Source organism: Actinomadura sp. NPDC023710 (genome assembly GCF_040639875.1).
Taxonomy (GTDB): domain Bacteria; phylum Actinomycetota; class Actinomycetes; order Streptosporangiales; family Streptosporangiaceae; genus Spirillospora; species Spirillospora citrea.
In genome coordinates this window covers 9831-24145 of the sequence record NZ_JBFAGB010000010.1, presented here as the reverse complement: position 1 = coordinate 24145, position 14315 = coordinate 9831, and the positions used below count along the sequence as shown (strand labels likewise).

The following is a 14315-nucleotide window of genomic DNA, read 5'->3' as shown; positions in this document are numbered from 1 at the left end:
CGGGCCGACCGCCTCAGGCGTTGCGGAGCGAGTCGGCTATGCCGCGGGCCGTCTCCGACTCCTCCATGCGGCCCAGGCGCTCCAGGGCGTAGGACTTGTTGTAGTGGTCGTTCCAGGAGTCGGGGCCGTTGTCGATGGCGTAGTCGATGGCGGGCAGGGCCTCCTCGTAGCGGCCGAGCTTGACGAGCGCCGCGCCCTTGACGCTGTGGGCACTGGCGAGGTCGTAGCGGCCGGCGCCGACGGCGCGACCGGAGGCGAGGAGGGCGACGGCGCCGTCCACGGCGGCCAGCGCCTCGGCGTCCCGGCCGGAGTTCATGAGGATGATCGCCCGGTTGATCTGCGGCGCGGGGTAGTCCGGCCGCAGGGCGATCGTCTGGTCGTAGGCGGCGACCGCCTCGGCGGCGCGCTCCATCGCCAGGAGCGTCCCGGCCCGCTCGAAGTGGGCCACCACGTCGGACGGATCGCGCTGGAGCGCCTGCTCGAACGCGGCGAGGGCCTCGGCGCGCCGCCCCGTCGCGGAGAGGGCGATGCCGCGCATGCGGTGCGCGGCGGCGTACTCGGGCCGGAGGCGGACGGCCTCGTCCAGTTCCCTGACGGCGTCGTCGAGACGGCCGGACTCCAGGTGCCGAACGCCCTGGTCGTGGTGCTCGGCCGCGGCCGGGCGCGCGCGGCCGCTCATCTGCTCCAGCCTCGCGCCGGGGACGAGCCTGCCCCCGCAGGACGTGCAGCGCGGCGCGCGGAGCCGGGAGCCGGACGCGTGGCACCGGTCGCAGAAGTAGCTCCCGCAGAAGTCGCAGATCATGAACTCGACCGCGTAGGCGTCGGGGTCCCGCAGTGCGACGGGGTTGCCGCCCGGCACCTTCGACACCGAGATGAGGCGCGTGCACGCCCACCCCGAACAGCTGAGGAGCATGGTTCTCGTTCCCTTCAGTGTGCGTAATCCCAGTCGAGTTCCCAGACGCGCATTCCCTGGTCCCGGGTTCGCGTGGTCGCGATACGGGAGTCGGCGCTGAGCCCGGCCCATGCGACCGCGGCGGTGTGCGCGCTGAAAGAGTGCAGGCAGCGGCCGGCCGGGACGTCCCACACGCGCAGCGTCCCGTCGGACTCGCCGGAGATCGCGAACCTGCCGTCGGCGGCGGGGGCGAGGCAGGTGGTCGAGTCAGACAGGCGGTGCAGCAGGCGCCCGGCGCGCACGTCGAAGACCCGTAGCGCGTGCCCGGGGCCGACGGTGGCGGCGATGCCGCCGTCCGCGCTCACCTCGATCGAGGCGAGCTCCTCGGACGGGCCCGGGACGTAGCCGTCGGCCTCGCCGGTGGTCCCGTCCGCCGTCCACAGCGTCCCGACCGTGTGCCCGCACGACACGACGGTGCGGCCGTCCGCGCTCATGGCGGCGGGCGTCCGGCCGGGGAGGATGTGGCGGCGCTCCCCGTCCAGCTCCCACAGCGTCACGATCCGCTGCTGGTCGCCCACGAGGAGGGTCCGGCCGCCGGACCCGAAGCCGACCGTGAAGACGATCCCGCCATGGCCCTTGAGGACGTTCCGGCGCCGGCCGTCGGCCAGGTCCCAGACGCGGACCACGCCACGCTCGTCGCCGGACGCGGCGAGCCGCCCGTCCGGGCTCACCGCCAGCGCCCTGACCTCGGCGCGGTGCCCGCCGAGCACGTGGACGCAGGCGCCGGAGGCGACGTCCCACACCCGGACCCTCCCGTCGCTCGCGCCGGTCAGCAGCCGGGACCCGTCGGGGGAGAAGGCCAGGGCCTCGAGGGACGTCCCGCCGACCTGGAGGGCGTGGAGACGCTCGCCGGTCTCGACGTCCACCAGCCACACGAGGGACCAGCCGCCGAACCGCAGCGCGAGGACGCCGCCGCTGCTCAGCACGCTCCCGCTCACCAGGCGGCGCTCGGTGTCCGGCAGGGGCCGCACCTCCCAGGCGCCCGTCACCGCCGTGGGGCGGCCGTGCCGTCCGGCGGCCCGCCACAGGTCGAGCAGCTCGCGGTTGCGCTCGTGGCCGGGGACGTTCCGCGCGGCGCGGATCTCCGCCGCGGCCCGCGCCCAGTCGCCGCGTTCGGTGTGGCCGCGTGCGCGGGCGAGCATGAGGCCCGCGGTGTCCGCCTCGCGCGCGAGCTCCGTCGCCGCGCGCGGCCGGGCGTGGCTCCACGGTGCGCGGGGGCCCGCGGGTCCCAGCCGCCAGGCGTGGACGGCCCGTCCCGCCGCGGTGAGCGCGTGCCGCCCGTCGCCGCTCAGCACGGGCGCGACCAGGGAGCCACCGTCGCCCGGCAGCGTGCGCAGGCAGCGTCCGTTGTTCAGGTCCCACAGCTGGAGGCCGTCCGTCAGCGCGCGCGCCCCGTCGCCGCTGACCGCGAACCGCCCGCCCCGGCCGACGGGGAAGCGGACCGTCCGCAGCGGCAGGCCCGCCACGGGGTCCACCAGCCGCTGTTCCTTGTCGGACACCGCCAGCGCGACGCGTCCGCCGGGGCCGAGCGCGACGGTCGCCCCCGGCAGCGGCATCGTGCGGACCAGGTTCCCGGTGCCGGTGTCCCAGACGCGGAGCCGCATCGTGGTGGGCTCCCACTTCACGACGTGCGCTCCGTCGCCCGTCACGGCGACGGAGGTGCCGTGGCCGCGGTCGAGATCCTGCTCGGTCTGGAGCGTGCGCAGGTGCCGCCCCCCCAGCGTCGCCCACACCCGGACGCCCCCGCCTTCGGTGGCCGACACCAGCAGCGAGCCGTCTCCGGAGAAACCGAGCGAGGCGACCCTGCCGGGGTGGTCCTCGAACCGGTGCAGGACGCGCCCCGCCCGGACGTCCCACAGCAGGAGGGTCCCGTCCCCGCCACCCGAGGCCGTGAACCGGCCGCAGGGGCTCAGCGCGACGGCGCTCACCCCGCCGGCGAAACCGCCCGCATGCGCCGGCACCGCGTGCAGGCAGCGGCCGGCGGCGAGGTCCCAGATCCGGACGGTGCCGCCCTCGGTGCCGCCCTCGGAGCCGGGGGCGGGAGCCGACGGGTCGCCCCGTCCGCCGCTCGCCGCGGTCGCCGCGCCGGGGCCGAGCGCGATGGCGCCGACGCCGCCCGCGTGCCCCTCCAGGACGACCGGCGGCCCCGGTGCGCGCAGGCGACGGGCGCGTTCCAGCGCGGCGGCGGGTTCGGGGGCGTCGGGCGCCCGCCGGACCGCCGCTTCAAGGAACGCCGCCGCCTCGGCGGGGTCGCCGCGCTCCAGATGGACGAGCCCGAGCAGGTGGTCGCCGATCCAGTCGCCGCCGTGCGTCGCGCGGACCGCCTCCAGCTCGCCGGCGAGCTCGGCGTCGGTCAGCCGCCCCGCGCGCCAGCGGTGCAGGCCCCGGCCGAACACGGCGTGCGGGTTGTGCGGATCGGTCTGCAGCGCCCGCTCCCACAGCGCCTCCGCCTCCGCGGGGTGCCCGAGGTCGAGCATGGACAGCGCCTGGTTCGCCAGGCCGTCGGCGAGCAGCGTGGCGGGGCGGGGCCGCTCCCGGGGGTAGGGGGCCCCGACGACCTGCGCGTAGACGGTGACGAGCTCGCCGGCCAGCTCGTCCATCCGGTCAGGGCGGGCCGCGGGGTCGGGGCGGAAGCACGCGCGCAGCAGCGCGGTCAGCGAGGGCGGCAGGCCCGGCGCCCGCGCCGCGAACTCCTCGAACGCCCGCCCGCCCAGCGCGCCGGACCGGACCGGCGGCCCCCCGGTGAACATCGACAGGACGCTGAGCGCCCACGACCACACGTCGGTCGCGCGCGTCAGCGGCGTCCGGCGGTCCCGGGCGGCGAGCGCCTGCTCGGGCGAGCAGTACGCGGGCGTCAGCCCGGCGAAGCTGACCAGCGGGTCGGCGTCGGGGCGCGGCACGCCGTCCTCGCCCGCACGGACGCGCGCCTTCGCCAGCCCGAAGTCGGTCACCTTGGCGGTGCCGTCCCGCGCGAGCATCACGTTGGCGGGCTTGACGTCCTGGTGGACGAGCCCGGCGCGGTGCGCGTGGTCCAGCCCCCACGCGAACTGGATCGCCACGTCGACGATCCGGCCCGTCGCGCGCCGCGGGTCGGGGTCGCGCAGGCGGCCGGCCCGGATCGCGTCCGCGAGGCTGCCGCCGTCCACCCACTCGGCGAACACGCCGGGCAGCGGCCCGAGCCGGCGCACGTACGCGCAGCTCACCGTGTGCGGGTGCAGGCCGAGCCCGACCCAGGTCTGCGCCTCGTCCTCGAACTCGCGCAGGCCCCCGTGCGTCGCCACCACCTCGGGGCGGGGCACCTTCATCGCCAGCTCGGCGTCCCACCCGCGGTGCCGCACCCGGTAGACCAGTCCCATCCCGCCGCTGGCCACCACGTCGAGGACCTCGTAGAGGTCGAGGACGACGTCGCCGCGCCGCCACGCCCGCAGGTCCCCCGCGTCGGTCATTCACCGGATCCTACGGATTTGTCGGCGCGCTCCTCTACGGTTGGGCGGCATGGAAGATCAGCTCCCCGACGAGGACGCCTTGACGATCCCGGACGCGTGGCGGCGTTCGCTGCACGCGCGGCGCGGCGGCGCGCCCGGCCCCAAGATCAAGGTGAACGGGTCGGCGGCGCGCGACGTCCAGGAGTTCGCGGGGCGGAGCCGCGGAGTGATCGAGGCGTTGCCGGAGGGCGGCGCCGGCGACCCCGAGCTCACCGAGGCGGCGCGGCGGCACCTGGACGGGCAGGCCGATCCGGCCGGCGCGGCGGTGGTCGCGGCCGTCACCGCGATGGGCGTGGGCGGCCACGACCAGGACAAGGTGTACCGGGCGTACGTCGACGCATGGATCGGTGAGCACGGGCTCGCGTTCGCTGCGTGCGCGCTGGTGGAGCTGAGCCGGACGAAGGCCACCCGGAAGGGCGGCGGCAAGTGGCTCGGTACCTGGGTCGGCGCCGACCGCATCACGGACGAGTACGCGCTCAGGATCCCGGATCAGGAGGCACGGCGCGTCCGCGGGCTGCTGGCCGTCGCGCCCGAGGCCGACTACGCCGACGCGGTCGAGCGGCTCGCGGCCTACAGGTCCGGCTGGTGCGCGAGCTGGCTGGTCTCCTACCTCGTCCCGACGCGGGAGGACTGGGTCGACGCGTGCTGCGCGGCCCCGCCCCCGCAGGCGCGCCGCCACGACCTGCTGTGGGCGGTGATGTCGTCGCTGGGCAGGCCGGAGCAGCTCGCGACGCCGTACCCGGCGCGCGGCCTGCACTGGGGCCAGGCGACCCGGGCGCTGCTGGCCACCATGGCCGACGGCGTCGGCCCCGGCGTGCTGCCCTTCCTGCTCGCCGAGGCGGACGGCGGTTACCTGGAGTCGGAGGACCGCAAGCGCATCTTCGAGACGGTCGCGATCCTGCCGACGGACGAGGCGTTCCAGGCGCTGCTCGACCGGCTCGACGGCAAGCACGTCCGGGCCGCCCTCGGGGAGTCCGCGCGCAGGTTCCCGGTGCGGGCGCTGCGGCTGCTCGCCCGCGCGGGCGCCGACGACCTGCTCGCCTCCCACATCGAGGCCCACCCCGAACTGGTCGACGCGGTGCTGCCCGGCCTGCCGGAGGACACCGCCGCCGCCGTCCGGCGCGTCGCCGCCTCGTCCGCCCGCGTCCCGGACGCGGCGCCGGAAGAGCTGCCCGCCGTGCTCGTCGACCCCCCGTGGCTGAACCCGCGGCGCCCCGTGCTGAAGGGCCTCACCGTCCCGGAGCCGCGGCTCGTGTGGCAGGACGGCGAGCGGCAGAGGTGGCTCGACTCCGACCCGAAGACCGAGAAGCCGGACGACCCCGACTGGGAGGCGCTGGTCGAGGACTACACGACCGCGGGCCATGACTCCGGCAACGTGCAGCTGATGGTGTACGGGCCGGAGGAGCTGATCCGACCCCTCATGCCCCGTTGGAAGGGCTACGGCGTCCAATGGGCCCACGTGTGGATGCGGCCGCTCGCGGCCCGCTACGAACTCGACGCACTGCCCCCGGCGATCCGGACGGCCAAGGCGTTCCCGGAAACCTGCTGCGAGCCGCTGATGCCGTACCTGGACGGCGGCGTGGCGAAGTTCATGGCGGAGGGGCTCGCCAAGCGCGGCGCGCTCCTCGCCCAGGCCCGCCGGTGGTTCGGCCGCCACGGGCTCGGCGCGGTGCCCCTGCTCGTCCCGGGGGCGCTCGGCGAGAAGCCCAGGGACTGGCGGCACGCCGAGATCGCCCTGCGGTACGTGCAGGACCTCCGCGGCCTCGACGGCGTGGTGGCCGCGGCCCGCGACGCGCACGGCGACGAGGCCGCCGAGGCGACCCGGACGCTGCTGTCCACCCCGCCGGTGGAGACGGGCCTCGAACAGCCGCCCAAGATCGGCACATGGGTGGATCCGGTCCCGCTCCCGCAGGTGCTGCTGCGGGGCCGCGACCGCGCCCTCCCGCGGGACGCGGTCGGCCGCCTGGTCGAGATGCTCGCCCTCCCGACCCCCTGCGGGATGGACGAACTCGCGGAGGCGTGCGCGCCGGGCACGGTGGCCGAGTTCGGTTGGGCGCTGTTCCGGCAGTGGCTCGACGCCGGCAAGCCGTCCAAGGACGCGTGGGCCCTGCGGCAGCTCGGACGCACCGGCGACGACGACACCGTCCGGCTCCTCACCCCGGTCATCCGGGCGTGGCCGGGGGAGGGCGGGCACAAGAACGCCGTCCACGGCCTCGGCGTGCTCGCCGAGATCGGCACCGACGTGGCGCTGATGCATCTGCACGGCATCGCCCAGAAGGTGAAGTTCAAGGGTCTGCAGGCGGAGGCGCAGGAGCGGATCCGTCAGGTCGCGGAGCGGCTCGACCTGACCACCGACCAGCTCGCTGACCGGCTCGTCCCGGATTTCGGCCTCGACGCCGAGGGGGGCATGACCCTCGACTACGGGCCGCGCCGCTTCCTCGTCCGGTTCGACGAGCAGCTCAGGCCGTTCGTCGCCGACGAGGACGGCAAGCAGCGCAAGTCCCTCCCCAAGCCCGGCGCCAAGGACGACCCCGAACTCGCGCCCGCCGCCCACAAGGCGTTCGCCGGGCTCAAGAAGGACGTCCGCACCGTCGCCGCCGACCAGCTCCGCAGGCTGGAGCAGGCGATGGTGACGCGGCGCCGCTGGACGCCCGCCGAGTTCGGCGAGCACATCGTCCGGCACCCGCTCGTCTGGCACATCGCCCGCCGCCTGGTCTGGCTGGCGGAGGACGGCGGCGCGACCACCGCGTTCCGCATCGCCGAGGACCGGACGTTCGCCGACGCCCACGACGACGCGTTCGCCCTCCCCGAGTCGGCCCGCGTCGGCATCGCCCACCCGCTGGACCTCGGCGACACGGCGAAGGCGTGGTCGGAGGTCTTCGCCGACTACGAGACCACGCAGCCGTTCCCGCAGCTCACCCGCCCCGTCCACACGCTGACCGAGCAGGAGCGCGGCAGCGGCCGGCTGGAGCGGTTCGAGGGCCTCAAGGTGCCCTTCGGCAAGGTCCTCGGCCTGGTCAAGCTGGGCTGGGACCGCGGCGTGCCGCTGGACGCCGGCGGCGAGCGGTGGATCTCCCGGCGCGTCGCCGACGACCGGTACGTCGTCATCGACCTCGATCCCGGCATCTCGGTCGGCGCCGTCGACGCCACCGGTGACCACCAGGTCCTCGACTACGTGTGGTTCGGGACGGAGCCCAACGACTTCTGGCCCAGCAAGGGGACCCCGCTGAGGTTCGGCGAGCTGCACCCCGTCATGGCCTCCGAGATCCTGTCCGACCTGACCACCCTCGCCGAGGCGGCCGAGAAGTGAGCGACACCACCGGCGGAACCCCCGCCGACTACCAGCGCCCCCCGGCCGAGATCCGGTTCGCCGGCGAGCTGGAGAGGCTCCGCGAGAGCGACGCCGGGCCGAGGCCGCCCGGCTGGGCGCTCGGCCTGACGGCCGCGCGGCGGTTCATCGTCGGGGACGAGGCGCTCGGCGTCCGCCGCAAGTTCGTCGGCGACACCGCCCTCATCGACCGGGCCCTGGTCACCCTCGCCACCAGCCGGGGGCTGATGCTCGTCGGCGAGCCCGGGACGGCGAAGTCGCTGCTGTCGGAGCTGATCGCGGCCGCGGTCAGCGGCACCTCCACGCTGACGATCCAGGGCGGCGCGGCCACCACCGAGGACCAGATCAAGTACTCGTGGAACTACGCGCTGCTGGTGTCGGAGGGGCCGTCCACGCGCTCCCTCGTCCCGGCGCCGTTGCTCACCGGGATGGCGGAGGGCAGGGTCGTCCGGTTCGAGGAGATCACCCGCTGCCCGCTGGAGGTGCAGGACTCGCTGCTGTCGCCGCTGTCCGACCGCGTCCTGGCGATCCCGGAGCTGTCCCGCGCGGCCTCCGCGGGAGGCAAGGCCCCCTCCTCCCACGGGGGGCAGAGCGCGGACGCGATGGTCTTCGCGCGCGACGGGTTCAACATCATCGCGACCGCCAACACCCGCGACCGCGGCGTCAACGAGATGAGCGCCGCGCTCAAGCGGCGGTTCAACTTCGAGACCGTGTTCCCGATCGCCGACTTCGCGACCGAGCTGGACCTGGTCGAGCAGGAGGCGGGACGGCTGCTGGAGCACAGCGGCGTCGAGGTCGCTCCGCGCCGGGACGTCCTCGAAGTGCTCGTCACCGTTTTCCGGGAGCTGCGCGACGCCACCACCGAGGAGGGCCGGGCGATGGACCGGCTGTCGGCGGTGATGAGCACCGCCGAGGCGGTGTCGGTCGCCCACCAGGTCGGGGTGCGCGGCTGGTTCCTGCGCGGCGAGGAGGGCGGAGCCGCCGACATCGTCGAGTGCCTCGCCGGCACCGCCGCCAAGGACAACCCCGAGGACCTGGCCCGGCTGCGCCGCTACCTGGAGCAGCAGGCGCCCCGCCGCGACGGGGAGCAGTGGAAGGCGCTGCACGCCGCCCGGCACCTGCTGCCCGGCTGATGGGCGTCACGTTCGTCGGGGTCCGGCACCACAGCCCCGCCTGCGCCCGGCTCGTCCGGGAGACGATCCGGCGGCTGCGGCCCGCGTACGTGCTGGTGGAGGGGCCCGCCGACTTCGGGGACCGGATCGGCGAGCTGCTCCTCGGCCACGAGCCGCCCGTCGCGGTCTTCAGCTACTACCGGGACGCCGAACGCGTGCACGCGTCCTGGTCGCCGTTCTGCGCCTACTCCCCGGAATGGGTCGCGCTGAACGAGGGCCGGGCCGCCGGTGCGGAGCTGCGGTTCATCGACCTGCCCGCCTGGCACCCGGCGTTCGCCGGCCGCAGCAACCGCTACGCCGACGCCGAACGCCGCTACGCCGAGGTGACCGCGCGGCTGTGCCGGGAGTTCGCCGTCGACAACACCGACATCCTCTGGGACCACCTGTTCGAGATCGACGCCGAGGGGGCGGGGGAGCGGCTCGACGCCTACTTCGGGCTCCTGCGGGGCGAGGCGGAGGCCGGGGAGGACGACACCGCCCGCGAGTCCTACATGGCGGAGTGGGTGCGGGCGGCCGAGGCCGACGCCGGCGGCCGCCCCGTCGTCGTGGTGACCGGCGGCTTCCACAAGCCGGCCCTCGAAGCGCTCGCCGCGTCCGGCGGCGCGGCGTGGCCCCGCGTGCCCGAGCCGCCCGGCGACGCCACCGGCGGCAGCTTCCTCGTCCCCTACTCGTTCCGGCGCCTCGACGCGTTCACCGGCTACCAGTCGGGCATGCCGTCGCCCGAGTACTACCAGCGGCTCTGGGAGGACGGCCCCGACGCGGCCGCCGGCGCGCTCGTGGAGACGGTCGTGGCCCGGCTGCGCAAGCTCGGGCAGGTCGTGTCGACGGCCGACCTGATCGCCGCCCGCACCCTCACCGGCGGCCTCACCCGCCTGCGCGGCCATGCGGCGCCGGCCCGCACCGACCTGCTCGACGGCCTGGTGTCCGCGCTGGTGAACGACGACCTCGACCAGCGGCTCCCGTGGACCTCCCGCGGCGCGCTCGCGCCGGGAGCGCACCCCGCCGTCGCCGAGATGGTCGACGCGCTGAGCGGCGACCGGACCGGGCGCCTGCACCCGGGCACCCCCGCCCCGCCGCTCGTCGGCCATGCGACCGCCGAGCTGACGCGGCTCGGGCTCGACCGCGACGGTCCGGTCGCGCTGAAGCTGACGACCCCGCGCGGGCTGGAGCGCAGCCGGGCCCTGCACCGGCTGCGCGTCCTGCGGATCCCGCTCGCGGACCGTGAGTCCGGCCCCGCGACGGGCGCCGACCCGGTGCTGGAGGAGCGCTGGACCGTGGACGCCTCCGACCGCGACGGGCGCCGCCACGCCGCGCTCATCGAGGCGGGCGCCTACGGGCCGACGCTGGCCGACGCCGCGGCGGCCGTCCTCGACGAGCGGATGAACGCCGCGGGGACCGACATGGAGCGCCTCGCCGCCGTGCTGTTCGACGCGGCGCTGTGCGGCTGCGCCGACCAGTCCGGCCGGATCGCCGAGTCGATCTCCGCCGGGATCGCGGGCACCTCCGACATCGCCGCGCTCGGCGCCGCGCTCGGATCCGTCCTCGGGCTGTGGCGGCACGACCGCGTCCTCGGCACGGCCGGCAGCCCGCTGTTCGGCACGGTCATCGAGGAGTGCGCCGACCGGATCCTGTGGCTGGCGGAGGGCGTGCGCGGCGGCCCCGCCCCTGCCGACCTGCGCCGGCTCGGCGCCCTGGCCGCCGTCCGCGACGCGCTGCTGCACGCCTCCGGCACGCTGCGCCTCGACCGGGACGCGGCGCTCGGCGTCGCCCGCCGCGTCGCCGCCGGATCCGGCGCCCCGCCCGACCTGCGCGGCGCCGCGTTCGGGCTCGCCCGCGCCCTCGGCGACGCCTCCGACCCGGCCCGCGCGGTGCGCGGAGCGGCTGGCCCGGCGACGTTCGGCGACTGGCTCGCCGGGCTGTTCGCGCTGGCCAGGCAGGAGGTGCTCGACCCGGGCGCCGCCGTCCTCGGCGTCCTGGACGAGCTGGTCGTCGGGCTGAGCGAGGACGACTTCCTCGTCGCGCTGCCCGCGCTTCGGCAGGCGTTCGAGTTCTTTCCGCCCCGCGAGCGCGCGACCATCGCCCAGGGGCTGCTGGACCGCCGGGACCTGCGCGGCTCCGCCCGCGCGCTGCTCCGCGCGCCGGACGCGCCGCTGCTCACCGCCGAGGCCCTGGCGCTGGACGCCCGCGTGGACAGGGCCCTCGCGGCCGCGGGCCTCACGGCGGATCCGGAGACCCGGCCCACCACCCAGAGCATCGAGGGGGCATCGTGATCCCGCCCGACCTGGAACGCTGGCGGCTCGTCCTCGGCGCGCCCGCCGAGTCGTGCACGGGCGCGCTGGACGGCGAGGCCGCCGAACGGGACGCGGCGCTCGGCTGGCTGTACGGGCGCGACCCCGACCTCGGCCGGCGCGGCGTGCGGCGCGGCTCCGGCGGGGGCGGCGACGCCGAGACCGACCGGTCCGGCGACCGCACCGGCGGGACCGGGCCGTCCCAGCTGACCACCGTCGGCTGGCTCGACGCCGTGCACCGGCTCTTCCCCAAGGAGACGATCGAGCGGCTCGAACGCGACGCCGTCGAGCGGTACGAGATCCACGAGATCGTCACCGACCCGGCGGTCCTGGAGCGCATCGAGCCCGACGAGGCGCTGCTGCGCGCCGTCCTGCGGACCAAGCACCTGATGAACCCCGAGGTCCTCGCGCTGGCCCGGAAGATCGTGGAGGCCGTCGTCCGGCAGCTGATGGAGCGGCTGGCCACCGAGGTCCGGCAGGCGTTCCACGGCACCCGCTCGCGGCGGCCGAGCCGCGTGAAGAACTCCCGCAACTTCGACTTCCACGGCACCGTCCGCGCCAACCTCGCCCACTACCGGCCGGACGAGAACCGCCTCTACATCGAGAACCCGAGGTTCGTGTCCCGGACGAGGCGGCACATCGAGCAGTGGCAGATGATCCTGCTCGTCGACCAGTCCGGCTCCATGCTCGGGTCCGTCGTGCACGCCGCCGTCACCGCCGCGTGCCTGTGGGGGCTGCCCGGCCTCAAGACGCACCTCGTCGCGTTCGACACCTCCGTCGTCGACCTGACCTCCGACGTGACCGACCCGGCCGAGCTGCTGATGAAGGTGCAGCTCGGCGGCGGCACCGACATCGCGCGGGCGATGGCCTACGGCGCCGGCCTGGTGGAGAACCCGCGCCGGTCGATCGTCGCGGTCATCACCGACTTCTTCGAGGGCGGGAACGAGCACCGGCTCGTCGAGGAGGTGCGGCGGCTCGTCCAGCAGGGCACGCAGGTGCTCGGCCTGGCGGCGCTCGACGAGGAGGCGAACCCCTCCTACGACCGGAGGACGGCGCAGCGCCTCGCCGACGAGGGCGCCCACGTCGGCGCGATGACGCCGGGGCAGCTCGCCGGGTTCGTCGCGGAACGGATCGGCCGATGACCCGCGCCGACCTGCTCGCCCTGACCCCGGACGCGCTCGCGGCCCTCGCCAACCGCGGCCTGGTCAAGCGCGCCGCCAAGGACCTGGACGCCGGCGGCGGCCCCGAGATCACCGTCTCCCCGGACGGCGGGATCGACGGCGCCTTCCCCGACGGCACCACGGCGTCCCTGCCCGCCGGAGCGGGGCTGGAGGCCGCGCGCTGCTCCTGCGCGGCGACCGGGACGTGCCGCCACCGCATCTGCCTCGTCCTGGCCTACCAGCGGACCGCCGCCGAGCCGGAGGCCCCCGAGGACCTGGAGCCGGCGGCCGCCTGGTCGCCGGGATCCTTCGACGACGACGCGCTCGCCCGCGTCCTCGGGCGGCGGGCCCTCACCGCCGCGCGCCGCGGCCTCCGCGCCGGGTACTCGGCGAAGATCCGCCGTCCCACCGCGCAGGATCCGGTGGCGCAGGTCGAGCTGCAGACCTGCACGGTCCGGTTCCTGGTGCCGGGCGAGCTCGGCTACGTCCACACCGACGCGGTGGCGGCGGTGCGCGGCGAGGTCACCGTGCTCGCCGTCTGGGCGTTCCGCGCCGCCGACGAGCGCGGTCTGGAGGGCGAGGAAATCCGGCTGGAGGTCGGCGGCTCGGCCAGGACCGGCGGGGACGGCCTCGACGCCGCGCTCGACCTCGCCGGCCAGGTCCTCCTGGAGGGCGCGGCGCACGCCGGTCCCGTCCTCGCGACCGCGCTGGGGCGCACCGCCGCCGACCTCGGAGCGGCCGGCCTGCACTGGCCCGCCGCCGCGCTCGGCGACCTGGCCGAGCAGCTGGCCGCGCACCACGACCGCCGCGCCGACCACGACCCGGCGCGCGTCGCCGGGCTGCTCGCCGAGGTCCACGCCCGGCACCGCGCCGCGCGCGGCGGCGCCGCCCGCTCCCAGGTGCTCGGCACGGAGGAGGCCGCGGACACGCCGCTGCGCCGCGTCCGCCTCGCCGCCCTCGGCTGCCGCGTCGGGGGCACCCCCGCGGCCCGCACCGCCGACGTCTACCTCGCGCACACCGGCACCGGCATCGTCCTCGTGCTGAAACGGCGCTGGGACGTCCCGGACGGCGACCGGCTCACCGGCGCCGACCTCGCCGGGCGCCGCGTCCTCGGGTCGCCGCTGCGGTCCCTCGCCGCCGCGAACGTCGTGTCCGAGAGCGCCTCGCGCAGCGCCGGGCGGGTCGTCCGGGTCGCCGCCGGGCGGATCGCCAAGACGACGGTCACCCCGCTCGGCGACACCTGGGAGAGCCTGCCCGCCGCGCTGCTCGTGCGCGACCTGGCCGCCGCGGGGCGGGCCCTGGACGCGCTGCCGCCCCGCCTCGTGCGGCCCCGCGTGGAGGCGGAGCTGGTCCGCGTCGTCGAGATCGCCGAGGTCCGCGACATCGGTTACCACCCCGGGGCGCAGCGGCTGGAGGCCGTGGTCGCCGACGCGGCCGGCACCCCGGCCGTCGTCTCCGCCGACTACAGCCCGCACCGCCCCGCCGCGCTGGACGCCCTGGCCGGGGCGCTCGCGGCGGAGCCCCGGTTCGTCTCGGGCGCCGTCCGCAGGGACCGCGGGGGCCTGCTCATCGACCCGTTCGCCGTGCTGACCGCCGACGGCCCCGTCGTCCCCGACCTGGCCCCCGGCGACGGCACCGCCGCCTTCGGGGCCCCGCCCGCGGCGCCGCCCGACCCACTGGCCGGGGCCCTGGACGAGGCACTCGCCGCCTGTGCGGAGGCGGCGCATCGCGGCCTGCTGCGCCTGCCGTCCGGGACGCGGGAGCGCATCGTCCGCGCGGGCGGGACGCTGGAACGCGCCGGCCTCCGCACGTCCGCCGGGGCGCTCGCCGCCCTCACCGCCGCGCTCGCGGCGGACGACCCGCAGGAGATGACCCGCGCCTGGGCCACCGCCCACATCCGCCTGGTCACCGCGGCCGAGTTGTGCTGACG

7 protein-coding genes are annotated in these 14315 nt (G+C 76.5%); 5 read left to right on the top strand and 2 right to left on the bottom strand.

Annotation, left to right across the window (positions count from 1 at the left end; genetic code table 11):
* Positions 1 to 13: 13 nt before the first annotated feature.
* Together AB0H37_RS13650 and AB0H37_RS13645 are read right to left on the bottom strand one after the other, a co-directional pair.
* Entirely contained in the window at positions 14 to 913 is a 900-nt protein-coding gene (locus tag AB0H37_RS13650; RefSeq protein ID WP_360612741.1) for a tetratricopeptide repeat protein, read from the bottom strand.
* 14 nt (positions 914 to 927) lie between these two features.
* A complete protein-coding gene (locus AB0H37_RS13645) occupies positions 928 to 4398 on the bottom strand; it encodes a protein kinase (protein ID WP_360612739.1) in 3471 nt (1156 codons plus the stop codon).
* A gap of 49 nt (positions 4399 to 4447) precedes the next feature.
* Here AB0H37_RS13645 and AB0H37_RS13640 point away from each other — a divergent pair, with 49 nt between their 5' ends.
* The 5 genes from AB0H37_RS13640 to AB0H37_RS13620 are packed head-to-tail and all read left to right on the top strand — an operon-like array spanning position 4448 to position 14313.
* Positions 4448 to 7747, top strand: a complete 3300-nt coding sequence (locus AB0H37_RS13640) for a DUF4132 domain-containing protein (RefSeq protein ID WP_360612738.1) — start codon at positions 4448 to 4450, stop codon at positions 7745 to 7747.
* Positions 7744 to 8898, top strand: a complete 1155-nt coding sequence (locus tag AB0H37_RS13635) for an AAA family ATPase (protein WP_329088883.1) — start codon at positions 7744 to 7746, stop codon at positions 8896 to 8898. The genes AB0H37_RS13640 and AB0H37_RS13635 overlap by 4 nt, the downstream gene beginning before the upstream one ends.
* Complete coding sequence (locus AB0H37_RS13630; protein ID WP_360612736.1) at positions 8856 to 11207, top strand: DUF5682 family protein; 2352 nt, start codon at positions 8856 to 8858, stop codon at positions 11205 to 11207. Before AB0H37_RS13635 ends, AB0H37_RS13630 begins: the two co-directional genes overlap by 43 nt.
* Positions 11204 to 12367 carry a VWA domain-containing protein gene (locus AB0H37_RS13625; RefSeq protein ID WP_179835890.1) on the top strand — a complete coding sequence of 388 codons (1164 nt, stop codon included), beginning with the start codon at positions 11204 to 11206 and terminating at the stop codon, positions 12365 to 12367. Before AB0H37_RS13630 ends, AB0H37_RS13625 begins: the two co-directional genes overlap by 4 nt.
* The gene (locus AB0H37_RS13620) at positions 12364 to 14313 is read left to right on the top strand and encodes a hypothetical protein (RefSeq protein WP_360612734.1); all 1950 of its coding nucleotides are present in this window, start codon (positions 12364 to 12366) and stop codon (positions 14311 to 14313) included. The genes AB0H37_RS13625 and AB0H37_RS13620 overlap by 4 nt, the downstream gene beginning before the upstream one ends.
* The last annotated feature ends 2 nt before the right edge of the window (positions 14314 to 14315 follow it).